16 protein-coding genes are annotated in these 25,074 nt (G+C 65.8%); 8 read left to right on the top strand and 8 right to left on the bottom strand.

Translation table 11 applies throughout. The features are described from left to right. Positions 1-397 precede the first annotated feature (397 nt). Positions 398-2,068, bottom strand: coding sequence for a chromosomal replication initiator protein DnaA (gene dnaA / locus HMPREF9058_RS08210; RefSeq protein ID WP_009406847.1), 1,671 nt, complete (start codon positions 2,066-2,068; stop codon positions 398-400). Between the two features lie 596 nt (positions 2,069-2,664). Here dnaA and rpmH point away from each other — a divergent pair. The 8 genes from rpmH (at position 2,665) to HMPREF9058_RS08170 (ending at position 8,660) form a co-directional block, all read left to right on the top strand. Beyond that, positions 2,665-2,802, top strand: coding sequence for a 50S ribosomal protein L34 (gene rpmH, locus HMPREF9058_RS08205; protein ID WP_003788507.1), 138 nt, complete (start codon positions 2,665-2,667; stop codon positions 2,800-2,802). 1 nt (position 2,803) lies between these two features. Further along, positions 2,804-3,172 (top strand): ribonuclease P protein component, encoded by a 369-nt coding sequence (gene rnpA, locus HMPREF9058_RS08200; RefSeq protein WP_083816381.1) that lies wholly within the window; start codon positions 2,804-2,806, stop codon positions 3,170-3,172. A gap of 23 nt (positions 3,173-3,195) precedes the next feature. Beyond that, a complete protein-coding gene (gene yidD, locus HMPREF9058_RS08195) occupies positions 3,196-3,480 on the top strand; it encodes a membrane protein insertion efficiency factor YidD (RefSeq protein WP_009406854.1) in 285 nt (94 codons plus the stop codon). A gap of 93 nt (positions 3,481-3,573) precedes the next feature. Beyond that, positions 3,574-4,761 carry a membrane protein insertase YidC gene (gene yidC, locus HMPREF9058_RS08190; RefSeq protein WP_009406770.1) on the top strand — a complete coding sequence of 396 codons (1,188 nt, stop codon included), beginning with the start codon at positions 3,574-3,576 and terminating at the stop codon, positions 4,759-4,761. A 50-nt stretch (positions 4,762-4,811) separates the two neighbouring features. After that, positions 4,812-5,426 carry a R3H domain-containing nucleic acid-binding protein gene (locus HMPREF9058_RS08185; RefSeq protein ID WP_009406769.1) on the top strand — a complete coding sequence of 205 codons (615 nt, stop codon included), beginning with the start codon at positions 4,812-4,814 and terminating at the stop codon, positions 5,424-5,426. Positions 5,427-5,428: 2 nt separating this feature from the next. Beyond that, positions 5,429-6,073, top strand: coding sequence for a 16S rRNA (guanine(527)-N(7))-methyltransferase RsmG (gene rsmG / locus HMPREF9058_RS08180; protein WP_009406779.1), 645 nt, complete (start codon positions 5,429-5,431; stop codon positions 6,071-6,073). 107 nt (positions 6,074-6,180) lie between these two features. Then, the gene (locus tag HMPREF9058_RS08175; RefSeq protein WP_003788519.1) at positions 6,181-7,083 is read left to right on the top strand and encodes a ParA family protein; all 903 of its coding nucleotides are present in this window, start codon (positions 6,181-6,183) and stop codon (positions 7,081-7,083) included. After that, positions 7,083-8,660, top strand: coding sequence for a ParB/RepB/Spo0J family partition protein (locus HMPREF9058_RS08170; RefSeq protein ID WP_009406798.1), 1,578 nt, complete (start codon positions 7,083-7,085; stop codon positions 8,658-8,660). The genes HMPREF9058_RS08175 and HMPREF9058_RS08170 overlap by 1 nt, the downstream gene beginning before the upstream one ends. Before the next feature lie 5,004 nt (positions 8,661-13,664). Here the strand turns inward: HMPREF9058_RS08170 and HMPREF9058_RS08165 are convergent. From HMPREF9058_RS08165 to HMPREF9058_RS13840, 7 genes are all read right to left on the bottom strand, one after another. Further along, complete coding sequence (locus HMPREF9058_RS08165; protein ID WP_009406777.1) at positions 13,665-14,612, bottom strand: ATP-grasp domain-containing protein; 948 nt, start codon at positions 14,610-14,612, stop codon at positions 13,665-13,667. An 8-nt stretch (positions 14,613-14,620) separates the two neighbouring features. Continuing rightward, positions 14,621-15,934 carry a PLP-dependent aminotransferase family protein gene (locus tag HMPREF9058_RS08160; protein ID WP_043538007.1) on the bottom strand — a complete coding sequence of 438 codons (1,314 nt, stop codon included), beginning with the start codon at positions 15,932-15,934 and terminating at the stop codon, positions 14,621-14,623. A gap of 229 nt (positions 15,935-16,163) precedes the next feature. Continuing rightward, positions 16,164-17,603, bottom strand: a complete 1,440-nt coding sequence (gene thrC, locus HMPREF9058_RS08155; RefSeq protein ID WP_009406718.1) for a threonine synthase — start codon at positions 17,601-17,603, stop codon at positions 16,164-16,166. Between the two features lie 275 nt (positions 17,604-17,878). Then, a complete protein-coding gene (gene trxA, locus HMPREF9058_RS08150) occupies positions 17,879-18,205 on the bottom strand; it encodes a thioredoxin (RefSeq protein WP_003788529.1) in 327 nt (108 codons plus the stop codon). A gap of 109 nt (positions 18,206-18,314) precedes the next feature. Then, on the bottom strand, positions 18,315-19,241 hold the full coding sequence (gene trxB / locus HMPREF9058_RS08145) for a thioredoxin-disulfide reductase (RefSeq protein WP_009406790.1): 927 nt from the start codon (positions 19,239-19,241) through the stop codon (positions 18,315-18,317). Between the two features lie 87 nt (positions 19,242-19,328). Continuing rightward, on the bottom strand, positions 19,329-23,621 hold the full coding sequence (locus HMPREF9058_RS08140) for a lipid II flippase MurJ (RefSeq protein ID WP_009406803.1): 4,293 nt from the start codon (positions 23,619-23,621) through the stop codon (positions 19,329-19,331). Beyond that, on the bottom strand, positions 23,618-24,922 hold the full coding sequence (locus HMPREF9058_RS13840) for a DUF6049 family protein (RefSeq protein WP_254654108.1): 1,305 nt from the start codon (positions 24,920-24,922) through the stop codon (positions 23,618-23,620). The genes HMPREF9058_RS08140 and HMPREF9058_RS13840 overlap by 4 nt, the downstream gene beginning before the upstream one ends. Between the last annotated feature and the right edge of the window lie 152 nt (positions 24,923-25,074).

Genomic DNA, 25,074 nt, shown 5'->3' with positions numbered 1-25,074 from the left:
GATTTCTTGTCATCTAGATCTGTAGGGGTAGTAGCACATGTGGATGCTGGGGATAACAGGATTTTTCGCCGTCATGACGCCAGTGACGCTGGGGAATGACACGTGGGTGGTTCTGGTGGGTCGGGCAACGTCCCGGTGGAGAGAGCGAATGACATCCATGTCATTCCACAGCGGGGGTGCGCTACCTCCACAGCGACACGCTCGCTCCTCCACGTGCCCTCCTCAGCACCGTCCACAGCTGCATTGGATGTCGTCGATGCGGTCGGGGACGGGCGCTCGAAGGCGTGGACGGGCCTGGCGGGAGCGCCGCGAGGGACGAGCGGCGCGGATGGTTGCCAAGAGCGCGTGCCCCCGACCGCTTGTGCGACGACGTTGCGGGCGACGGTGCGTCGTCGGCTCAGGCGGGTGACTGGGCGGCCTGCTTGATGCGGCTGGTCAGCTCGGTGACCTGGTTGAAGGTCGAGCGCCGCTCGGCCATGAGGGTGCGGATCTTCTTGTCGGCGCTCATGACGGTGGTGTGGTCGCGCCCGCCGAACTCCCGCCCGATCTTGGGAAGGGAGAGGTCGGTGAGCTCGCGGCACAGGTACATGGCGATGTGGCGGGCCGAGACCATGGTGCGTGAGCGGTTGGCCGAGCACAGGTCGTCGATGGTGATGCCGAAGTAGTCGGCGGTCTGCGCCATGATGAGGGAGGTCGTGATCTCCTGGCCCTCGGGGTCGGAGATGATGTCCTTGAGGACCATCTCGGCCAGGGTCTGGTCGACGGGCTGCTTGTTGAGGGAGGCGAAGGCCGTGACCCGGATGAGGGCGCCCTCGAGCTCGCGGATGTTGGTGGTGATGCGTGAGGCGATGTACTCCAGGACGTCGAAGGGCAGGTCGAGGCCCTCGGCGGTGCCCTTGCGGGAGAGGATCGCGATGCGGGTCTCCAGGTCCGGGGGCTGGACGTCGGCCAGCAGGCCCCACTCGAAGCGGGAGCGCAGGCGCTCGTCGAGCCCACCGAGGGCCTTGGGGGGCTGGTCGGAGGTGAGGACCACCTGCTTGCCCGAGGAGTGCAGGGAGTTGAAGGTGTGGAAGAACTCCTCGAGGGTCGACTCCTTGCCCTGGAGGAACTGGATGTCGTCGACCAGGAGGATGTCGACCTCGCGGTAGCGGCGCTTGAAGCCCTCCATGCGGCCGTCGTCCTGGTTGCCGTCGCGCACGCAGGCGATGAAGTCGGAGACGAAGACCTCGGAGTTGACGTACTTGACGCGGATCCCCGGGTTGAGGGTCTGGGCGTAGTGGCCGATGGCGTGCAGGAGGTGCGTCTTGCCCAGGCCGGAGCCGCCGTAGATGAATAGGGGGTTGTAGGCACGGGCCGGGGCCTCGGCCACGGCCAGCGCGGTGGCGTGGGCGAACCGGTTGGAGGAGCCGGTGACGTAGGTGTCGAAGGTGTATCTCGGATTGAGCTGGGAGACGTCGTGGGCCGCGGTGGGCGTCAGCAGCCCGGTGGGATTCTGGGGGCCGGTGCCCCCGGGGCTGTAGGTGCCGGGATGTGCTGACCTCGTGGGAAGGGAACCCGACATCGTCGACGGCGCCGAGGCGGCGGAGGCCTGGGAGTAGGGCATCGGTGAGGGGGCGGTCGCCGAGTAGGGCGAGGGCTCGGCGAGCTGCTCGCTGTAGGCGGGCACCGTGGGTGGAGCGGGCGCAGCCGGCACGGTGGAGGGCCCCGAGGGTTGGGGCGGGACCGAGGGGGACGGGGAGGATGCCGGTGCGGGGGCGACGGTCGCCAGGTTGACGGGTTCGGGAGCCATGGGAGTCATCGGTGCGCGCGAGGCCTCCGAGGAGGTGTCGACCGTGACCTCCATGGGCATGGGGCGGCCCCAGACCTGGGTGATGGCGGCGCTGATGGGGGCACGTGCCTGCTCGACGATGTCCTTGGCGAAGGCCGAGCCGACGACGAGGACGAGCGTGCCGTCGACGTCGATGAGGTGGGTCATGCGGATCATGGACATCTTGCCCTGGCCCAGTTCTCCGGAGCTGGAGAGCACCTCAAGGGCTGAGAGCCATTTGGTATTGGCGGCGTCGGGCACGACGGACTCCTGATCGGCATGGTTGGTGAACCCGGTGACTGCAGCCCGACCGACGCCGGCCGGGGCCCTGTGTCGATGATGACAGGGTTGTGTGGAACTGGCGAACCGGAAGGTCTTGACCAGGCGTCCCATCATGCTGGTTCTCCACAGCCTTGTCCACACCTGGGGACACACCGAGCGATGGCTCACAGATAACGTTCAGAATAAACTCTGAAAACAGTAGGTATCGATGGCCCGTATGATCTGCTGCGAGCCCGCGGAATGACAGAAGTGTTGTCATTGACGGGGCTTTCGAGACGGTACGCACAGGTCACGGAGTTATCCACATATCCGCAAGGGTGTGGACGGCTTGCTTCCCACAGCCGTGGACACGGACGACCCCGCTTGTGGACGGAGTGTGGAGAGGGTGTGGATGACGCCACCGGTCACAGTGGTCACAGTCGGCCACATTCGTTTGACCGGCAAGAGGGCCAAACGTAGGCTGTTGCAGACGTTCGCGCGGAGTCAGGTCCCGATCCATGGGGCAGCCGCACGAGCGACAGTGCCGCGAACCTCGCGATGCACTGTTCCGATCACCTCAAGCAGGAGTTAAGCCCGTGAGCAAGCGGACCTACCAGCCGAACAACCGTCGTCGTGCCAAGGTGCACGGCTTCCGTAAGCGCATGTCCACCCGCGCAGGCCGCGCCGTCCTCGCTTCGCGGCGCCGCAAGGGCCGCGTTCGCCTCGCCGCCTGAGGTGCTCGGCGCGGCGCACCGACTAGCGCGGGGTGAGGACTTCACTACCGCGATTCGTCGGGGTACGCGCTGCGGGAACCGCAGGCTGGTCGTGCACTACCACGCCGGCGGGAGAGGGGATGACTCCCCGGCTCTCGTCGGCGTCGTCGTGCCCAAGAAGCAGGTCCCGCTGGCCACTCGCCGCAACCGCGTCAAGCGCCGGGTCAGAGCCCTCATGGCGCAGCGGGTCGGTTCCCTGGAACCGGGAGCTCGCGTCGTCGTGCGCGGACTGGCGGGTGCCGACGGCGCCGACAGCAGCACCCTGGGACGGGACCTGGATCGGCTTCTGAGCCGGTGCCGGGAGCGTCAAGCTGAAGGGCGCCGGCGGTGAGCCGGCCGGTTGCGGGCGTAGCGATGAGCGGATGGCTGACGCGAGTCCTCGTGGCTCCGGTGCGTTTCTACCAGCGCTTCATCTCGCCCGCCCTGCCGGCCTCCTGTCGCTACTACCCCACGTGCTCGGCCTACGCCGTCACGGCGCTCAAGGTGCATGGTCCGATCAAGGGCCTGCTGCTGGCCCTGTGGCGTCTGCTGCGATGCAACCCGTTGACCCGCGGTGGAGTCGACCATGTTCCGGACAAGGGGCAGTGGCGGTACCACCATCCCCGTGACGTTCCGCGGTTCATGATCGAGGACCCCTGACCGACGCCGCTGAACCGGCGGACACGACGCCGGCTCAAGCCCTGAGCTGACACTGATACCTCTCGCACGAGAACCCTCATACAAGGAGTACGGATGGACACGTTGCTGTGGCCGCTCAAGGTGGCCGTGGCCTGGGTCATGGTCACGATCCACAAGGCCCTGGTCCTCATCGGCTTCCCCGAAGGACCGGGTGTTGCCTGGGTGCTGTCCATCATCGGTCTGACGATCGTGGTGCGGCTGCTCATCATGCCGCTGTTCGTCAAGCAGATCCGAGCCTCCCGCGGGATGCAGCTCCTCCAGCCCGAGATGCAGGCCCTTCAGGCCAAGTACAAGGGCAAGAAGGATCCCGAGTCGCGCCAGCGCATGAACGAAGAGATGATGGCGCTCTATCGCAAGCACGGGACCAATCCCTTGGCCTCCTGCCTGCCGATCCTGGTGCAGATGCCCATCTTCTTCGCCCTGTTCCGGGTTCTGGCCTCCCTGGGTGCCGTTGCTACCGGCGACTATGGGCGTCCCTCGATCGGTCCGCTCACGATGGAGCTGGCCAAGCAGGTCCAGGCCTCCAGCGTCTTCGGCGCTAGCCTGTCCTCCAACTTCCTGGGCAGCTCCGACACGCGGGTCAAGGTCGTCACGATCGTCATGATCGTCATCATGTCGGTGACGCAGTGGTACACCATGGCGCAGCTGTCGATGAAGAACATGTCGACGGACTCCCTCAACTCCGACAACCCCATGATCCGTTCCCAGCGGATGATGCTGTACGTGATGCCGGTGATCTTCGCCGTCTCCGGCGTCAGCTTCCAGATCGGTGTGCTCGTCTACTGGGTGGTCTCCAACCTGTGGACCATGGGTCAGCAGTTCTTCACCATCCGCAACATGCCCGCCCCCGGCAGCGAGGCCGAGAAGAAGTACCGCGCCCGCATCAACGCCAAGCGGGCCCGGAAGGGACTGCCCTCCCTGGAGGAGGAGGAGCGAGCCGAGGCGATCGCCAAGGCCGAGGCCGAGGGGCGTACCGGAGGCCAGCGGGTGCAGCCGGTGCGCAAGAACCGGCAGAAGAAGTCCGGCGGTCAGGGCGAGTCCCGCAGCGAGGCCTTCGCCGACGACTCCGATGTCGAGCAGCTCGAGGACGCCGATGAGGACAAGGACTCGACCTCGTCCAGGAGTGGTGGCCTCAGCGATGAGGAGATCGCTCGACGTCGTTATGAGCGCCGTGCCCGTCAGCGGCGCGAGGCGGCGGCCCGACGCAAGAAGGCCCAGGCCAAGAAGAAGCGTAACCGCTGACACGTGTTCAGCGGCCAGATAACCCGGTTCCCATCACAGATACGGATGACATGATGAGTGAGCAGCACAGTAACGACTCCTCCCACCAGGCGGCGGATGAGGCCGTGAGCAGTCCCGTGAGCAACACCGTCTCGCGCCTCGAGGAGGAGGGCGAGATCGGTGCCGACTACCTCGAGGAGCTCCTTGACATCGCCGACCTGGGCGGTGATATCGACATCGACATCGATCACGGGCGCGCCTCGATTGCCGTGGTCGCCTCCGAGGAGGGTGACGAGCGCGAGCTCGCCGACCTCGTTGGACGCGACGGCGAGGTTCTCGAGGCCGTTCAGGAGCTGACTCGCCTCGCGGTGCAGGCGCGTACCGGCAATCGCTCCCGGCTCATGCTCGACATCAACGGCTACCGCGCCGATCGACGGACCGAGCTGACCAAGGTCGCCCAGGAGGCGGTCACCAAGGTCCTCACTTCGGGAGAGGCCGTCAGCCTCGAGCCGATGAACCCCTTCGAGCGCAAGGTGTGCCACGACGTCGTCGCCGCCGCCGGACTGGTCTCCGAGTCCGAGGGCGCCGAGCCGCACCGCTACGTCGTGGTCCTGCCCGCCGATGAGGAGGGCATGGACGACGACGCCGAGGACGCGGCTGACGACTCCGTTTCGGAGCAGGCCTGAGCATGAGCGAGGAGCAGCGGGCCCAGGTGGAGGAGCCGACGGCGGAGATACGGGAGATCTTCGGGGTCTCCTTCTCCGCGGCGGAGCACTTCGCGCAGATGCTCGCTGAGGAGGGTGAGCTGCGCGGTCTCGTGGGGCCGCGCGAGCTTCCCCGCCTGTGGACCCGGCATATCGTCAACTCGGCCGCCGTGGTCCCCTTTCTGCCGGCCCGGGGAAGCGTGGCCGACGTGGGTTCCGGGGCCGGCTTTCCCGGTATCGTCGTCGCGCTGCTGCGCCCCGACCTCGACGTCACGCTCATTGAGACGATGGAGCGGCGTACGCAGTGGCTCTCCGACGTCGTCGAGGAGCTGGACCTGGACAATGTGACTATCAGGCGGGCCCGGGCCGAGGAGGTCAAGGACCGCTATGACGTGGTGACGGCTCGCGCGGTGGCGAACCTGTCCAAGCTCGTGCGGCTGACGGCGCCCTTGCTCCGACCGGGGGGCGCCCTGCTGGCCCTCAAAGGCATGAGGGCACAGGATGAGGTCGACGACGCCAAGTATGTCATTAAGAAGGCGAAGTTATCAGTTGCCGTCGTTCATGAGGTTGTCACTGCCGGTGACGAAACGACGGCTGTGGTTGAGATTCGCCGCCCGAAGAGCCGTTGAGATACGGCGCGCGTTCGGTGTAACGCGTAAGGATCGACCTGCTCGCGTAGACTCGTAACTGCCCGACTGGCTCGGGCTGTTGGGTCGCCGTCCGAGGAGAAGCAGGTTTGTCCGGATCGTCTATCTTCGATCAGCTCCAGGCCGAGCACCTCGCGTTAGACGAGGTAGCGGGTGGAGAGTTCCCACATCCCGAGCGGACTCGTGTCATCGCAGTCGCCAATCAGAAAGGCGGCGTTGGAAAGACGTCGACCGCGGTGAATCTCGCGGCGGCTTTAGCTGAAGGTGGGCTGCACGTTCTGCTCATCGATGCCGACTCTCAAGGTAATGCCTCCACTGCACTGGGGGTGGAGCATGATGAGGACAGCGCCTCCATCTACGACGTCCTCGTTGACGCCATGCCGATCAAGGATGTCGTTGCCAAGACGCGATTCTGCGAGTCCCTGTGGTGTGTGCCTGCGACTATTGACGTGGCTGCGGTTGAGATAGAGCTCATCTCCACTGCTGAGCGTGAGTCACGACTGCGGCGTGCGCTGGTGGACTACCTGGTTTCACGTGAAACGGATGGTCTGGAGCCACTCGACTACGTCATCATCGACTGCCCGCCGAGCCTCGGCATTATGACGATTAATGCCTTCGTCGCTGCTGACGAGGTGCTTATTCCGATGCAGGCCGAGTACTACGCTCTCGAAGGCCTCGCCCTGCTGACGCGCTCCATTGACAGGATCGCGCGTATTCACAATCCGGGACTGGGAGTCTCCATGATTGTGCTCACCATGTTTGACGGACGCACCACCCTGGCCCGTGAGGTGGAGTCCGAAGTTCGTTCCTATTTCCCTGATGCGACGCTGGACACCAAGGTGCCGCGTTCCATCCGTGTTGCCGAGGCCCCCTCCTTCGGTGCTCCTGTGGTGTTCTGGGATCCCCGGTCCACCGGCGCAATTGCGTACAAGAAAATGGCTCGTGAGGTCGCTCTGCGGGGCGCTCCCCGAATTGAAGGCGAGGAAGCCTGATGGCTCAGAAACGGCGCGGACTGGGACGAGGTCTGCAGGCGCTGATTCCCGAGGCGCAGAAGGAGAAAGTACCTGCTGCGTCTCGTCCTTCCGATGTGTTCTTCCCCGACTCCCGGAAGGACGAGTCGCGTGATGAGGACGCTGCCTCCCAGGCCAAGCATGACTCTCCGGAGCCTGAGCCGGCCTCCGAAACACGCAGCACTCGCGATCTGGCTGCCACTCTCCTGGCTCCGTCTCAGCGGAAGCGTGGATCCAAGAGCCGCTCGACTCGATCCACGACCGGTGCTCAGAACAAGCAGACGAAGCCGGTTTCACGTGAAACCACGCCGGATTCGACGACTGATGCGGAGGTGACGGAGAAGAAGACCGCGAAGAAGTCGTCATCCGCCGGCTCAGCGAAGCGGAGTGCATCGGCCGCGCCGAAGCGAGTAACCAAGAAGGCAACCAAGGCAGTCCCCGCTGTGGTGGAGGAGCCTTCGCATGAGGCCTCGACGGCTGAAGACGTCCAGGAGGAGAGCGCTTCGACGTCGGTTCCTCAACCGGAATCTACGCCCGTGGTCCCCGAGGTTTCACGTGAAACGGAGGAGGAGCAGCCTGAGGCTGCCGATCACGGGAACTCCGATGCCCAGAAGGAGAGGACCGAGGAGGACCTGACGGCGGCCTCGGCCGATGCTGGAACCGAGGCGCCCGACGAGACCGATGCCGAGGAGAAGACGGCGGATACAGGCGCCGATGAGCTTGTTCCCGTTCCGGGTGCCCGCTTCGCTGAGATTCCGGTGGAGCTAATCCACCCGAACCCTCGTCAACCCCGTCAGGTTTTCGATGAAGAGGACATCGCGGAGCTGGCAGCCTCGATTGCAGAAGTGGGTCTGCTGCAGCCGATTGTGGTGCGTCAGGTGCCGACTGCTCCGGGAGAGGAGCTTCGGTACGAGCTTATTATGGGTGAGCGGCGTCTTCGCGCTTCCAAAGAAGCCGGGCTGGAGACGATTCCGGCGGTCGTTCGGGATACGGACGACGTCGATCTGCTGCGTGACGCGTTGCTGGAGAACTTGCACCGTGTTCAGCTCAATCCTCTGGAGGAGGCTGCGGCCTACCAGCAGCTGCTGGAGGACTTCCAGTGCACTCATGCGGAGCTTTCCGAGCGGATTGCCCGGTCTCGGTCCCAGATCTCCAACACCTTGCGCCTCATGAAGCTGCCGCCGCTGGTGCAGCGCAGGCTTGCTGCGAATGTCATTTCTGCAGGACACGCTCGTGCGCTTCTGGGTCTTCCCAATGCGGCGGAGATGGAGCGACTTGCTCAGCGCGTGGTGGCGGAGGGGCTGTCGGTGCGTGCCACGGAGGAGCTGGTTGCGCTGCATGAGGAGCCTGAGCCGGGACCGGACCAGCCGAGGGTCTTGCGTGCTCGGAGCACTCCTCTCCCGGCGCTTTCAACCCGGCTGTCCGATGCCTTCGACACTCGTGTGAAGGTGACACGTGGAGCGAAGAAGGGGCGCATCACCATTGAGTTCGCGGGCGATGAGGACCTCGCCCGCTTGGTCGATGCGCTGGCGCCGGGAACGTCTCTTGACGAGGAGTAGCCTGCTCTGATCCTTTGAGCGTGGTGGGGCCGAGACACTCAGTGTCTCGGCCCCACCGTCGTCTTTACTGAATAGCCATTGATGGGGGCTCGTGGATGGGTCGACGGTCGTGTTTCACGTGAAACACGGTGGCACTCACCGGTGATCCCATGACTCGGGGTGAGCTCAGGGTGTCACTCACGGTGTCCAACGCTGATTGTGTCAGCCCAGGGTTTCACGTGAAACATGTGGATACCGAGTTACCCGTCATTGCTGAGGTACGTGGATACCGGCGAATGCTTGATGAGTTGAGGCGGAACGGTTGCGGATGCATGACGCGCCAGAATGTCGGGTATCGTGACAACCGAGCCGCTGGTTGAGGCGTCGCCTGGAACCATCGTGAAGCACGCACGAGGCCTGACCAATGCCTCTCGCTACTCGCAGAGTGGGTCGACCTGGGGAGGGGGTCGGAACCGGCCTCTACCGTCCGCCTCGCGCCTCTGTGCTGAAGTCTGGGGGCAGGTAGGGGAAGGTGCGGCCGACCCCCAGCTGAGAATGCCGGGCCAGGCCACCATGACGCCGCAGGGTCGATCAAGCTCGCGGCTTAGTGCCCGCAGCGTTGACTGTCATGGTTCCGTGGGCAAAGTGAGAAGGGAGCGTCGCTGGAATACGACCTCGGTTTCACGTGAAACCACCGGTCGCTTCGGGATCGCGGCGCGGAAGCGGGGGTTGATGCCACTCCATGAACGCCGCTGCGTCCTCAGATGCCTTTGCTGGCTTGGCCCCAGATGACAAACAACCACCCCGCGTTCCTACCCGAGGAGAGCCTCAGAAGTGAGGAGACCAGAAGCAGACAGGTCCTGGTACTCCCAAGGTTTCACGTGAAACACGGGAAGTGGCGGTTGCATTGCACCGAAACTGTGTGCGCGACCGTATCGAGGCATAGCGGTACTGGTCGATGTGGTTCTCAGGCGGCGATAGAGGAGTGCGTATGGCAAGGAGCGCGGAGTCACGACGCCTCCCGTGCAGCGTTGTGTGGGCAATGACGCCGGATGAGGCTGTACGCGTACGCCCTCTTCAGAGCTGTTGCTAGGTCCGCTCGAAACTGACGTGGTCGCTCGCATGGATACAGAGAAACGGTCAGTGTTCGCCGCGTCAGCTCCTCAAAGAACGGGGGCGGTGGGTCCTGAAATGCTGAGCTCGTCGTCATGAGCCTATGCATCGTTGATTGCTCCGGCACGTCGGTTCCGACGGTCATGGAGAGCCTGTGGATTCCCGTGGTTTCACGTGAAACCACAAGGCAAGTTCTTCCCCTCCCCGTGGGGTAGGGGTGGCGCTCTGCGGGGTATCAGTGTTTCGTCGTGGCCAGGTAGATCGGTGGCTGGAGAATGCCGCTTCCCGGTGCGACTTACGACCGCGGGGCCATGCTGACCTCAGTGTGTCGGCCACGAACAGCGGAGGAAAGTACACAGGGGAACTCATACCGAATACTCGTGATCGCTGGTTTCACGTGAAACGAGAAGAGGTCGATGGAGGGTGGCTTTCGTTGAGGGTCTTCTAGCGGACGCGGTGCGTGCGTACCTAGCCGATGAGTGGTCGGTGACGCCGTCGCAGCCCCTTCCCCGGGGGAGGCATCGGTTCGCATTCCAACAGTGAGGACTGCTGGTATTGCGCACGTCTTCTGTAGCGCATCGGTTGGCGTACCAAGCGCGGCGTCAAGGGCGGAATTCTGCATCGTGGCGCAGTGCTGAGGCATGAGCGTGGCTCCTGGCTACTCACAGGCGTCATGTGCGTGGCAGACACCGCGAAGAGGAGCGCCGTGCTTACCTATCCTGGGAGAGCGGACCGCGGAATGACGTCGGCGCTGCCATGACGCCCGCGCCGTGTTTGTGAGTCAGTTTCACGTGAAACCAATGGTGAAGCGTCCGACGGCAATGTTCTGTGAGACTCTGCAGAAGTCACCGAGCGCAGAAGCCGTTATTCCAAGCTGCTGATGAGACGTGATGCCCTCTCCCTCCCCGGAGGCAGGTAGGGCGTATGCCGTAGCACGTGAGGAGCAACGTGATGCCGCGTCCCAGTGCCCGGTAGGGGTCTCCCGTTGAATACGTCGTGCCCGATGGGATAGGGCGTCCTGCTGCCGCGGAAGAACGTGGCAGATACATCCGCTTTGGGCGGGACAGATCGAGTGCCGTCTGTTGGTGAAGCACGGCAGTCCGATAGAGACAACGTGCGCCGCCGGACTGGTGTGGGCGGCATGACAGCCGTTTCTCGGGGGCTGAGGCCGGTTTCACGTGAAACCAATGGTGAAGCGTCCGACGGCAATGCTCCGTGAGACTCTGCAGACGTCACCGAGCGCAGAAGCTGTGATCTCAAGCTGCTGATGAGACGTGATGCCCTCTCCGTCCTCGGAGGCGGGTAGGGCGTATGCCGTAGCACGTGAGGAGCAACTTGATGCCGCCTCCCAGTGCCCGGTAGCGGCCTCCCGTCGAGTTCGTTGTACCCGACGGGATAGGGCGTCCTGCTGCCGCGTATGAACGTGGCAGACACATCCGCTTCGGGCGGGACAGATCGGGTGCCGTCTGTTGGAGAAGCACGGCAGTCCGATAGAGACAACATGCGCTGCCTGACTGGCGTGGGCGGCATGGCAGCCGTTTCTCGGGGCTGGGGCTGGTTTCACGTGAAACCAATGGCGAGGACTCCGCCGGGAGCGTTCCATAAGACTCTGCAGACGGAACTGAGCACTGAGGTCCGTGACTTCAAGTTACCGGATGGCGTTGATGACTGATGGGCTCTCTTTCCCGGAGGTAGACCCGTCATGTGCCGTAGCACGGGAGGACGAGCCGGACGCCGCTGCTATGTGGATACTGGAGGTCGGCCGTCGAGTACGTCGCGTCCGATGGGATGGAAGGCGTTGTGCTGAGATGGAAGAGTGTGGAAGATACGGCTGCTTTGGCAGGTGCTGATCGAGTGCCGTGCATTGGGGAAGCACAGCGAATCCGATAGTCACGACGTGCGCCGCCGGACTGAAGGGGCAGATATTGTGTGCACGTCCTGGGGGCTGTGAGCCGGTTTCACGTGAAACCGCCGTAAGTCGCTGAAAAGAGCTCTCGTTCTGATTGGGCCAGCGGCGTCACGTCAATGCTCCCAGGGTTCATCCTGGTGTGCGGGAACGGGATGCGCGGGCCTCCCCCGGGGGAGGTACCGTCCCGTCCCTCCCCGAGCGATGAGTACGACGCGAGAGTCCCGCGCGCGTTCCGACGCGAAGAATAGAAGCCTGTCGTGCACCTGATCGCATGCGCCGGGCGTCGGTGTTCGGCGCGGAGCCATGCAGCAGGTGGCTTGACTCCTTCACTCGGATTGTGAATGCATCCGCCTCCGCATCGGCGCATGAGGATGACGGAGGAGACGGTACAGCGGAGCCCTGACTGTGCTGACGCTATACCAACGCAATGCGCAGCATGTTTCACGTGAAACCGCGAGATCAACAGGGTACGCGGAGCGCTCCGTTTCAGAACGGCAGTCTGGAATACGTGGTGATCGATGAGAGGGCGTGAAGGGTATCGTGGGCCTGCTGATCGACCGGACGCGCGGGAGAGGCGGAGTGGCCGCTCCAGATACCGGAGGCCATCGGTGTTGAGCTCGTTCGTCAGGCTTCATTGGCAGATACAGGAATCTCCGGGGCCTTCGACACCCCTCCCCACCTACCCGGCAGGGATTCCTCGCTGGTTCGGCCACCCACTATCAGGGCAGGAGGGGTAGAGAACGGCAATCGTCGTCGGCTACAAGCAATGTACCCAAACGGTACAGAGAGCATAGTGCGCCAGTGTTGATCCGGGGCTGTGGTGGGCATAAGCGTTCTCCATCCGAATCTGATCCATCCTGACGCGGCACCTGCTGGCTTGGAGTACCCCTACCCCGGGGATGACTTCCCTTTATGCGAACCGTTGGGTGTCAGGTTGAGCCGGGACGCACCCCGATAGGTGGCCACCGTTTCAGTTCGGCATCGAGCCCCTCTCCCGTCGTGAAGCTGACGCACGTATGTGCAGAGTTGAGTGAGGCTGCAGCCGACGGCAGGTTTCACGTGAAACAAAGGGACGCAGTATCGGTAGTGGGTCGTGGGTGGCAGAGTGAATTCCATGTGTCCCTGCGTCGACCTTGCCGGTGGCATTGCCCCATGTTGACGATGAGAGCCGATTCGTGTCCTGCTCGTCTGAGGCCGCCCACTCTCGTGTCTCCCCGTAGCAGCCGTGCGGCCCGTCTTATCGAAACGCTGGCTAGACCGGATGCGTCCCGAGCATCTGACGCCACCAGCATCTCTCAGCGGCACACGATGAGATAGTGAATGGGAGTAGGGTGCGTACCCGGTGGACGTGGCTGAGACATGCTGATGTGGTCGGTGGGCACAGCCCACGCCTGGTTTCACGTGAAACATGATCGCGCTGCGTTGAGCGTGCGCGCTCCATGTCCCGATGTGCTGGCGCTTGTGTATGGGCGATGACGTCCATACCTATGACGCGCCGGGCAGTATTGTTTGCCGTGCGCTGCGCTCGAAGCACATCAACGAGGGCGGTAGCGCCTTGCGTTCATAGCGCGCCCCTCCTCAAACGAAGGAACCGTCAACCCCCTCATCAGCACGAGAGGCGGGAAGCTCATAAGCAGGTTTCACGTGAAACGCTGAGGGTTCCGAATGTCCCGATGCTCTGCCTCCCGTTACGATGCCAGCACTGATCGTTCTGACGGGATATCGAGGCCGGTCCGAGTAGCGCTAGCCCCTGCCCTCGTTCCGAGAGCAGCGTGCCTCGACCACCGTACGGCAGACGTGTCTCACCAGGGCGATGACACACGCACACCGCATCCGGTTTCACGTGAAACCGCAGGCCCTCCGGTTACTCGTGATGGAGCGTCGTCGAGAAGGAGGGGCCGATGGCGATATCCGCTTGACGCCCTGAGAAATGTTCAATGAATACAGTGGTGGCTCCACTCAATAGGAGTGGAGCCACCGTTTCACGTGAAACCGAGCCGGCGTTACGGATGAACCAGCGGGTTCCTCACCAACGCGTCATACAGGTCGTCCAAGGAGCCCTCGGCCTCTGCGGCAATGGGCAGCAGGGAGGTCTCCGTCATTCCCGGAATGACGTTGACGTCGATGAACCACGGAGTCGCCTCGTCATCGAGAATGAGGTCGGTGCGCGAGAGATTGCCCAGCCCGAGAGTGGTGTGAACCGTGATTGCCGTCTTCTTCACCTTCTCGATGACCGCCTCATCCAGCCGAGCCGGCACGAAGTACTCCGAACGGCCCGGGTTGTACCGTGCATCGAAGTCATACTGCCCGTCGGTGACGACCTCAACAGGGGGAAGTGCACGTGGCCCCTCTCCCGTGTCGACGACGGAGACCGCCAGCTCCGTCCCGGCGACGTAGCGCTCGATGAGGGCGCGCTCGTCGTAGGCGAAGCACGCCACCATCGCGGAGCGCAGTTCGTCCGCCGTCGATGCGTAGGAGACACCAAGGCCGGAGCCTCCCTGATGCGGCTTCACCACCACTGGCAGGCCCAAATGACCCGCCACGACGGTGAGAACTTCCTGGGCCCCCAGTTGACTGAAATAGGACTGTGGAAGCGTCAATGAATCAGGAGTAATCACTCCTCCGGTGCGGACACTCGCCTTGGCGGTCGGCTTGAATGAGGCCCGCTGGCAGCCGTCGGAGTGCGTGCCGACATACGGCAGTCCTAGGGAGATGAGGACGTTCTGAAGTCCTCCGTCCTCCCCGGGGCCGCCGTGAACCAAGGGCCACACGACGTCGGGCCCGAAAGTCTTGAGCGATCCAATGGTGCGTGCGTCGATGTCCAGGACGAGGACGGTGTGCCCGAGGTGCTTGAGCACCTGGGCGACACGATGCCCCGAGCGCAAGGAGATGTCGCGCTCATGGCTCAATCCGCCGGCGAGGACAGCGATACGGAGTGGAGACTGGTTCATCGTCAACCTCAGATCTGGTCGGGTGCGGGCGCGTGGACGCCCTCGGACGGATGGGGACTGTGGGTGGGCCCGAACAGGCTCAGCAGCTCGAGATCGCGGGTCACGACGCCCGAGAGCCGGCGCACCCCTTCACGGATCTCGGCGGGCTCGGGGTAGCAGAAGGACAGTCGCAGGTGGTCCTGCCCCGCCCTGCCGCCGGCGTAGAAGGCCGTCCCGGAGACGTAGGCGACCAGGCTCGTGACCGCGCGCGGCAGCATGTCCTTGGCGTCGAGACCCTTGGGAAGCCGTACCCACACGTAGAAGCCACCGTCGGGCACGTTCCAGTGGCACATGGGCAGGAACTCCTCCAGCGCCGAGACCATGGCGTCGCGCCGCTCCTGGTACATGGCCCGGAAGTCCACAATCTGCTGCTTCCAGTCGAACTGCTCCAGGTACATGGAGATCGAGAACTGACCCACCGACGACGGGCACAGGATCGCCGCCTCGGAGGCCAGCTTCATCTTCTCCCGCACGGCCGGCGGGGCTACCGCCCAGCCCACGCGGTAACCCGGGGCGAAGATCTTGGAGAAAGAACCCAGGTAGACGACGTCGTCGGGCGCGAGGGTCTTGAGCGCGGTGTAAGTCTGCCCCTCGAAGCCCAGAAGACCGTAGGGATTGTCCTCCACGATGAGGATGTGGTGGCGTCGGCAGATCTCAACGACCTGTCCACGGCGCTCCTCGGCGAGGGTCACTCCGGCGGGGTTGTGGAAGTTGGGGAGGCAGTAGAAGAACTTAATACGGCGTCCTTCGCGTTCGAGGCGGACGATCGTCTCCTCCAGCGCCTCCGGGACGACGCCCCCGGCATCAATGGGCACCTGCTGCACATCGGCCTGGTAGGTCGCGAAGATCGACAGTGAGCCGACGTAGGTGGGCGCCTCGGTCAGCACGACGTCGCCGGGGTCGACGAAGAGCTCGGTGATGATGTCGACGGCCTGCTGAGAGCCGGTGGTGACGATGACGTCCTCGGGATCGGCCCTGATCCCCTCCAGGGCCATGACCTCGGTGATCTGCTCTCGCAGCCTCGGCAGTCCCTGCCCGTTCCCGTACTGCAGCGCCCGGCCGCCGTCCTCGCGGATCATCCGTGCAGTGGCCTCGGCCAGACGCTCCAGCGGGAGGTCCTTGAGGTTGGGCATGCCGCCGGCCAGGGAGACGACCTCGGGTCGGGAGGCGACGGCGAACAGGGACCGCGTCTCCGAGGCACGCAGTCCGTGGGCTCGTGCCGCATAGCTGTCCAGCCACGGGTCGAGTCGGTTGCCCTTCACCTGGTTACTGCTCTCACTCACCTGCGGTCCTTCCTTGGTCGCCACTGATGCGTCCGTGGCCCTAAGTCTGCCACGGACCCAGCCGTGCTCAGCAGTCGGCTGGGGCAGGAGTATTCCGTGGTGTTTCACGTGAAACACGCTCCTCACCTCATCGCTGGGACGGCGCGCGCACCGGACAAGGACGCGCCGCGCATCGTGGGTGCGATGCGCGGCGCGGTGATGTGTCAGTAGCCCTACGGGCCGACCTCGGTCAGCGGGTCAGGGCCCGCTCCTCGATGAGGGCGCGCAGAGGAGCCTCCTCGTTGTCGATCGTCTCGACCTTCTGGGGCCGGGCAAGCAGATCAGCGACGACGTCGGGGGTCTCCGGTTCGCTCCCGAGCGCCTCGGCCACCGTCTGCGGGAACTTCGCGGCCTTGGCGGTCTCCATGACGAGTGTGGGGAAACCGGGCTCCATGACGCGCAGAGCGACCGTCACGCCGTCGGCGGTGTGCGGGTCGATGAGCCGGCCGGAGCGCTCCTTGACGCTGCGGATGGCCTCCAGCCGGTCGGCGTGCGTGGACGTGCCGGCGACGAAGCCGAACTCCTCGCGCAGGCGCGGGAGCTGATCGCGCAGGTCGAGCGTGCCGGTGGCCTCCAGCTCGGCCCAGCGCTGCACGAAGACCTCGGGGCCCAGCAGCGCCCAGATGAAGCGCTCCAGGTTGGAGGCCTTGGAGATGTCCATGGAGGGGCTGGAGGTGGCCAGGGTGTCCTCCGCGGAACGGGGCCGGTAGATGCCGGTGGTGAAGAACTCCTCGAGTACGTTGTTCTCATTGGTGGCCAGGATGAGACGACGGATCGGCACCCCCATGGACCGGGCCAGGAAGCCGGCGTAGATATTGCCGAAGTTGCCCGAAGGCACGCAGACATCGACCCGGTAGCCGGCGCGGCGCCCCTCCTCCACCGCGTCGGTGACCCGCAGCCAGGACCACACGTAGTAGACGGCCTGCGCGGCGATCCGGCCGATGTTGATGGAGTTGACGGCGCCCAGGTGATGAGCGGCCTTGAACTCCGCATCGTTGCTCAACGCCTTGACCAGCGCCTGGCAGTCGTCGAAGACACCGCGCACCGCGATGTTGTGGATGTTGGCGTCCTGGAGGGTGTACATCTGGGCGCGCTGCACCGGACTCATACGCCCGGCCGGCGAGAGCATGAAGACGCTGACGCCCTCCTGCCCCCTGAAGGCGTGCTCGGCCGCCGAACCGGTATCGCCGGAAGTGGCGCCCAGAATGTTGAGCACCTGTCCGTGCTTGGCCAGCACATAGGGAATCGCCTGCCCCAGGAACTGCATGGCTAGGTCCTTGAAGGCCATCGTCGGTCCCTCGGACAGGCCCACGAGGGTCAGGCCGTCGGCGACCTCGTCAAGCCCAGTGACAGGGACGACCGGCTGCGGGAACCGCTGCGGGCCATAGGCGGCCTGGGTCAGCTCGGCCAGGTCCTCCCGGGGAATGTCGGTGGCGAACAGGCCGATGACTTCCGTGGCCAGGTCGGCGTAGCCCAAGGGCCTCCAGGCCTCGATCTGCTCGGGGCTCAGGGCTGGCAGTTGGCTGGGAACCGCCAGGCCACCGTCGGGCGCCAGGCCCGCCACAAGAACGTCCGTGAACCCCGCTGCCGTCATCTGGCCACGGGTGGAGATGTATTGGGTGTGCTGCATGTGCCGCCTTCTTGCCGTGTCGCATGACCTGGTGCCGCGTGCGAATCCGGTGCGATTCTACGGGGCTATGACGGCGGGTGACAGGTGCGGTGTCAGATGCTGTGTCAGATGAGCTGTCCGATGATCTGCCAGCTGAGGTGACGGCCCGCTTGACGACGGAACCAGACATCAGACAACCGTCGGGACAGGACATCGGCCCCACCGAGACGCCCGCGAGGGGGCAGCACGGCGGGACCGATGCGTGAGAGTCAGAAGACAGGGCGGAGGGCCCGGGCTCAGGCCAGGACCTTCTCCACCTCGGCCTTGAAGGAGGCCTTGGGGCGCGAGCCGGCGAACTGGTGGAAGACCTCGCCGTCGCGCACCACCGCGAAGGTCGGGATGGAACGCACGCCGTAGGAGCGGGCCGTGGCCGGGTTGGCGTCCACATCGACCTTGACGAACTTGACCTTGTCACCGAAGTCGGCGGCGACCTCGTCCACGATCGGCGCCATCTGGCGGCAGGGGCCGCACCACTGGGCCCAGAAGTCGATGACGACGGGCACCTCGGACTTGAGGACCTCCTCCTCGAAGGTGGCGTCGGTGACGGCGAGAGCCTCGGACATGATTGTTCTCCTCGAACGTTGTGGGTGGGTGAGTCAGGATGGGACGGGGCCGGCGATGCGACGTCGGCGGTGCCGGCTCGTCCCTGTGCTGAGTGGAGGCAGCCGGCCCTCAGGCCTGCAGAGTGGTCAGGTAGTGCTCGGCGTCCAGGGCCGCTCGGCAGCCGGACCCGGCCGCCGTGATCGCCTGCTGGTAGGTGGGGTCGGCGACGTCACCGCAGGCGAAGACCCCGGGGATGCGGGTGCGCTGAGAAGGCGCTTCGACCTTGATGTAGCCGGCCTCGTCGAGGTCGAGGACATCGGTGACGAGTTCACTGCGCGGCACCTGTCCGATGGCGACGAACAGACCTGTGGCCTCGAGCTGGCGGCGCTCCCCGGTGACGGTGTCCTCCAGGGTGACGCCGGTCAGCGAGTCCTCACCGTCGAGCTCGACGACTCGCGAGTTCCAGGCGAAGGAGATCTTCGGGTCCTCCTGGGCGCGCTTGGCCATGACGGCCGAGGCGCGCAGCTCGTCGCGGCGGTGGACCACCGTCACGGAGCGGGCGAAGCGGGTCAGGAAGGTGGCCTCCTCCATGGCCGAGTCCCCACCACCGACGACGACGATGTCCTGGTCCTTGAAGAAGAACCCGTCGCAGGTGGCGCAGTAGGACACGCCGTGGCCGGAGAGGCGCTCCTCCCCGTCGATGCCCAGGTGCCGGTACTCCGAGCCGGTGGAGATGATGACGGTACGGGCCTCGTAGACGCCGTCAGAGGTGGTGATGCGCTTGACGTCGCCCTCCAGCTCGAGGGCGGTGACGTCCTCGTAGCGGATGTCGGCACCGAAGCGCTCGGCCTGCTCCTGCATCTGGGTCATGAGCTCAGGGCCCATGATGCCCGTGACGAAGCCGGGGTAGTTCTCCACCTCGGTGGTGTTCATCAGGGCACCGCCGGCAGTCACCGAACCGGCCAGGATGACCGGATTGAGCTGGGCGCGGGCCGCGTAGATGGCAGCTGTGTAGCCGGCGGGACCGGAGCCGACGATGACGACGTCGTGAATCATGACTCTCCTGACGAGCGGATAGGGGGCCGCAGTGCGCGGCTACCTGAGGTAACTGGTTACCAGTACGGCCTGTTCCCAGGGAAGGTCTTATTTGATTGTGACCTCAGTCACTGTTGCCTTGTAGGGGAACTCGGTCGGATCACTGTTCTTGGGCAGCTGGGTCACCCTGATGACGATGGTGTCGACCTCCTGGGGGTTGTCGACCTTGAAGGTGGTGCTTCCCGAGGTGAAGGCGCCCTCGGCGAGGACCGTACCGCCGCCCGCGTTGCTGAGGTCCGTGGCGCGGATCTCAAGATGCCCGCCCTCGTTGGTTCCCTGCAAGTCGATCTCAGAGACCTTGGCGCGGCTCTTGAGCTTGATCTCGATGTCGATCGGCTGGAGCAGCTCTTGACTGCTGCTGTTGTGGGAGAACCAGGCGTGGCTCGTGTCCCCGTCAGCGAGGTACTGCTGGTTGTTGGCCTGCTGCGTGCTCGGGTTGTTGACCACGTTGACACCGGCGATCTCGGGCTTGGCCTCAGCCGGCTGGGGCGCGGGCTGCTGTCCGCCGCCGCCGTTCTCCTGGGCACTGGCCGAGGGGACGGTGTCAGCGGCCGCGCGGTCCTTGTCCGCGAAGGGGATGCCGATCGTCTGGTACACGATGTAGCTGGCCACCACGAGCAAGACGATGACCATGAGGAAGAAGGTGACCAGGACCGAGCTGGTCGTGCGCTGCTCGCGGCGAGCGGCCTCGGGGTCGACCTCCTCATCCTCGTCGTCATCGAAGGCCGGGAAGCTGCCGGTGAAGGGCTCGGCCGGGACCGGGGCCGGCCCGGGAACAGTCTCGGAGGCGGTCGACAGGACGTTCGGGATCGGGTTCGTCGGCCCGGTGACCTGGACGTAGACGTCGTCGGTGGACTGCTTCTGCGCGGCCGCCGACTCGGGCTGCTGCGGATCAGGGGCCTGCGTGACCGGTGCTGTGGCAGTCGAGGCCGCCTCGATGACGGAGGTCTGCTCGGCAGGCGCGTCGGAGGCGGCGGGCACGGACGGTGCCGGTTCCGGCTGAACCGGTGCAGGTGCCGTCTGGCCCGCCGGTGCGCTGACCGTGGTGCTCTTGCCCGCACCGCTGCGCCGCAGCCGGTCCAGGACTCCGCGCGCCGCGTTGGCGACACCGGCTCCCGCGGCACTGACGGCGGCCGAGGCACCTGCGGCACCGCCACCAGTGGCGCCGCCGCTCGACGAGGGGTGCTGGGACGAGGGGCGCTGCGCCGGCCCGGAGTCGTGGTAGCCGGCCACCTGGTCCCAGGTGCCCAGTGAGCGCGCCACCTCAGCAGCGGAAATGGGGGGCTGGCTGCTCCAGGTGCGTTCGCACAGATCATCCAGGATCGGGTCGATTCCCGGCACGAGCGTGGAGGGCTTGACCGGGACGCCGCCCAGTCGAGGTGCGGAGGGAATACCGGGGCGCTTGCCCGGCCACCGGCCGGTCAGACCGTAGTAGAGGATCTCCACCAGGGAGCGGGCGTCGGCACGGTCAGCGGCCGACGGGTCATGGCCGGCGACCCGGCTCTCCAGATCGAGGGCTGCGGCCTCAATGCCCAGGCCACTGACCTTCACCGTTCCGTCGGGAAGAACGCGGATGGACTCCGGCGACAGGTTGAGGTGGTGCAGTCCCCGGCGAGCACCGGCGTCGAGCGCCTGCGCGGTCTCACCGATGATGGCGCGCGCCTGCGCCGGGGGCATGCCCCGGGAGACTAACGAGGAGAAGGTCCGTCCGGTCAGCGGCTCGGTGACGATGACGGAGGGCTCGGCGCGCTCGACGTCATAGACCTGCTGGAGACGCTGGTCCTCGACCAGCACCGCCCTGCTGGCCGACTCCAGGACGTTGTCGCGATGAAGCGTCGCGTCGGTGAGAACCAGGATCGTGACGTCTCGATCCAGGATCGTGTCGACGCCACGGTGCCTGACAATACGCGGCAGGGTGGTGGACAGCGTTCCCAGGAGCCCGTAGCGACCACTGCCGATCGGCGTCGCCTCCGACATGCGTCTCCTTCCTTGGGATGGTTGTCCCTCTGAACCAGTTGACCCCATCGTAACTGTCCGCGGGCTCCAGACCGGGGTGATGTGGCCGGTGTGGGCAGAGCTGTGTGACGGGTGGGCGGCGGAGCGTCCTGTGGCCCCCCGCGACGGGGGAATACTGGCCGGCAGCGACGGCGGGATACTCCCGGGTGCGTTGGCTGGTACCTGCCCCGGGGTGGGCCAGTGGTGGGAGGAGCCGGCTGCGGCATCGGCGCTCGGGGGCGGAGGTGCGGCCGCGGCCTGCGAGGGTGCCGGGGGCGGCGGTGCGAGACGCTGGACGGGCTGCCCGTTGTGAGGGTGGCCCGCCACGGCCTGAGAGGGGTGGCCGCCCGCGGGCTGAGACCCCATTTGACCCGGCTGTCCCCAGGAGTGGGCCTGGGCCTGAGCAGGCGGCGGCGGTGCGGGCGGAATCGCTTGAGCACCCCCGGAGGTGTAGCCAACAGCACCATGCGCCGTCGTCCCCGTTGAAAGACCGGAGGGGCCTGAGGCCGCCTGAGCCGGTGGCGGCGGGGGTGCAGGCGTCTGGACGGCCGCCATCTGAGCGGTTGCCTGGGTCTGCGGCTGCGCCGGTGACAACCAGGCCGCAGCCGCCAGGACCGCTCGCCCGGGGGCGCCGGGCAGACGCTGACCGAGCGTGGACAGGATCCGCGAGAAGGGCCGGAAGGCGACTGTGATCTCCTCGATCCGGACAATGCGCCCCATCAGCAGGTAGATGAGTGACATGACGGTGGCGACCACGGCGATGTGTCCGAGTGCCGCGGTCATGTTGGCCAGGGAGGAGTCGGCGTCGATGTCACCGAGCATCGTGTTGAGCAGGATCCCGACGACGACCGCGGGCGCCACCGCCATGATGAGACGCAGGTGGGTGGTGACGATCTTGCGGCCGTCGAGGCTGGGCAGGTGGGAGCGCATCATGGGGATGACCACCACGCAGCCCCCGATCTGGCTGATCGTGTTGGCCGCGCCGGCCCAGGTCATCCAGTGGTTGGCCGGGGCGACGAAGTAGGCCAGGACGCACAGGATCACGGGGATGACGCCGACGACGACGTCGGCCAGCAGCAGCCGCTTGGTATCGGAGTAGGCCAGCATCACCCGCTGGGTCCCGAACCAGATCCCCTGCGGGACGATGCCCAGTGCCAGAGCGATGAGCATGGGGGCGCTGGCCTGGGCCTCGGGCAGGGAGATCGAGGGGGTGAAGAGCTGCAGGGCCGGGACGGCCAGGACGCAGATGCCCGCGGTGGCCAGCACCGTGAAGACGCCCGCCGAGCGCAGCCCCAAGGAGAGGTCCTCGCGCACGCCGGCCGCGTCCCCGGCCGCGGCCTTCTCACTCATCCGGGTGAACAGGGCCGTGATGATGGAGGTGACCACGAGTGACTGGGGCAGCATGTACACCAGGTAGGCGTTGAGCCACATGGTCGTGGAGGGCACGATGACGTTCGCGTACTCGGGCTGCTCGGAGGCCGTGACCGCGTAGGAGCCCAGGTTGGAGGTGATCCAGTTGCTCAGACTGGCCACGCCCACCCCGGCCAGCGCCCACAGGGCCACCTTGACGGTCTTGCCCAGCCCCAGGCCCCGCACCCCGAAGATGATGCGCGGCCGGAACCCGGAGCGCACCAGGGGGATGTAGAGGATCAGCGCCTGGACCGCGATGCCCAGGGTCGTCGTCGCCCCGATGAGGGTGATCCGGCCCCAGTCCCAGACCTCTGCGCCTTCACCGGTGGTGTAGCGGCCGTAGATATGGAGGTAGAACAGGATCGAGGCGATCGAGATGATGTTGTTGAGCACCGGCGACCACATGTAGGGCCCGAAGCTCGAGCGGGCGTTGAGCACCTGCCCCCACAGGGCGTACAGGCCGTAGAAGAAGACCTGCGGCATGAACCAGAACGCGAAGGCGAAGGACAGCGCTCGCCACTGCCCCTGGGCCAAGGAGTTGGCGTTGAGGGTGAAGATGAGGGGCGCGGCCGCAGTCGCGATGCACGTGACCGCCAGCATGAGCGTGGCCGCGGCGGTCAGGAGGCGGTTGACGACCTCCTCGCCGTTGCGCCGTCGCAGCGCCTGAACGATCTGCGGCACCAGGATCGCGTTGAGGATCCCGCCGATCATCATGTTGTACAGGTAGGTGGGCAGGTTGTTGGCCGTGTTGAAGGCGTCGGCGGCCCCCGACCCGGTGGCGCCCAGCGCCATGACGATCAGGGCGTTGCGCACCATGCCCAGAATGCGGGAGACCAGGGTCCCCGAGGCCATGACGGCCGAGGAGCGCGCCAGGGAGGCCTGGCTGCGCCCCTGGGAGGAGGATCGCCCGATCCGTACACGCTTGATGATGCTCATGCCGTCTCCTGTGCAGCCGCGGCCACTGAGGTGCGGCGGCCTCGTCGTACTGTCCTCACCGTACCGGTCACCACGATGGCGACCAGGACCCCGACGATGACTCCGGTGCCGCGTCCCTCCCAGTCGGCGCGCACGCGCATGTTGACGGTGGTGGGGGTGCCCACGGTGGCGCCGTCGGCGGCGAGCACCTGCACCGTCAGGGCGACGTCGCCGGAGCCGACCGCCTGGATCGGCACTGTGACCTTGGCCTGCTGGTGGGCCGGGACCCGCACGGTGGTGGTGCGCGGGACCCGGAGTCGCTTGTTGTTCGAGACCAGGTAGACCTGAACCGTCACGTCCTGGTTCAGGGAGGAGGTGATGCGTACCGGCAGCTGGGCCTCGGAGCTGATGACGTTGATGGTCGACGACGGCACCGCGGCCAGCGATGAGGTGACGCCGGCGCCGGCCGCCTCGGCATTGGGGATCTGGGCGCTGCGGGTCTTGGGGTCCGAGCGCCAGGACGCTGAGGAGACCACCGCCTCCAGGCTGGTGTAGTCGCCCAACAGGGCGGCCGGCTCGGAAAGCACTGAGGAGATCGACTGCAGGGTCGCGGAGGTACGGCCGGCGGCGGCGAGGGTGTCGGCGGACAGCTCGTTGGTGTCGATCACCGTCTCCGGCGTCTCGGAGCGATCGATCCGAGAGGTGCCCTCGGCCACGGCCGAGACCTCCTGCTGGGCGCGCTCCTGGAGGGCGGACAGAGACTGGGACTGGGTCCAGGGGCCTGAGCGCAGGGCGGCCACCCGCTCACGCACGACCGATGACTGCACGGCGGAGGCGGCCTGGCGGGGCATCGCCACGACGATGTCCCGCTCCAGCGCCGGGGCCTGGCGGGCCAGGATGGCACTGTCGCTGCGCAGCAGCTGGCGGGTGTCGAGCGCGGTGGCCTGGGCGCTCTGGGTGGTCGGGGTGCCCTGATCGGAGGCAGTGGGTTTGGCGTCCTCACCGGTGAGCGTCCCCGACAGGGACTGCTCCGGGATCAGGACCGCGTGGTCCCCGGAGGCGCCCAGACCGGAGGGGGTGTAGGTGAGGTCGTCGGGCGGAGGCAAGGACTCCGGTGAGGCGATGATGGTCGAATCCGGCTGCGCCAGCGCATTGACCGTGGTGGCGTCCGCGACGCTGGAGGCCAACCAGGACACCGACGTCGGGGCCCCCACCTTGACGATGGCCGACTCCTGGGTGCGCCGTGCGGCGGTCTCGATGAGGCTCGTCTGCTGCAGGTGCGCCAGGGCCGCGGTGTCGGAGTCGCCCCATGGCAGAGCCACGAGGCTGTCGGTGTGGATGGCTCGTGCGAGAGCCGCGGAGAGCTGGATGACCTCGTTGGAGACTTGAGACGCCTTCTTGTCCGATGGCGACGTCGCGGTGCCCCCGCCTGCGGGGACGTGGCGGTGCTCGCCGAGGGGGCCGGCGTCGACGG

The organism is Actinomyces sp. oral taxon 175 str. F0384 (genome assembly GCF_000223355.1).
In the GTDB taxonomy this organism is placed as follows: domain Bacteria; phylum Actinomycetota; class Actinomycetes; order Actinomycetales; family Actinomycetaceae; genus Actinomyces; species Actinomyces oris.
The sequence above is the reverse complement of the archived record's forward strand: the minus strand, read 5'-3'. Positions and strand labels throughout refer to the sequence as shown.

Bases quoted from the DNA above. Each gene is read 5' to 3' on its own strand.
- yidD (WP_009406854.1), top strand. From the start codon at position 3,196: ATGAGCGGATGGCTGACGCGAGTCCTCGTGGCTCCGGTGCGTTTCTAC.
- yidC (WP_009406770.1), top strand. From the start codon at position 3,574: ATGGACACGTTGCTGTGGCCGCTCAAGGTGGCCGTGGCCTGGGTCATG.
- HMPREF9058_RS08185 (WP_009406769.1), top strand. From the start codon at position 4,812: ATGATGAGTGAGCAGCACAGTAACGACTCCTCCCACCAGGCGGCGGAT.
- rsmG (WP_009406779.1), top strand. From the start codon at position 5,429: ATGAGCGAGGAGCAGCGGGCCCAGGTGGAGGAGCCGACGGCGGAGATA.
- HMPREF9058_RS08170 (WP_009406798.1), top strand. From the start codon at position 7,083: ATGGCTCAGAAACGGCGCGGACTGGGACGAGGTCTGCAGGCGCTGATT.
- HMPREF9058_RS08165 (WP_009406777.1), bottom strand. From the start codon at position 14,612: ATGAACCAGTCTCCACTCCGTATCGCTGTCCTCGCCGGCGGATTGAGC.
- thrC (WP_009406718.1), bottom strand. From the start codon at position 17,603: ATGCAGCACACCCAATACATCTCCACCCGTGGCCAGATGACGGCAGCG.
- trxA (WP_003788529.1), bottom strand. From the start codon at position 18,205: ATGTCCGAGGCTCTCGCCGTCACCGACGCCACCTTCGAGGAGGAGGTC.
- trxB (WP_009406790.1), bottom strand. From the start codon at position 19,241: ATGATTCACGACGTCGTCATCGTCGGCTCCGGTCCCGCCGGCTACACA.
- HMPREF9058_RS08140 (WP_009406803.1), bottom strand. From the start codon at position 23,621: ATGAGCATCATCAAGCGTGTACGGATCGGGCGATCCTCCTCCCAGGGG.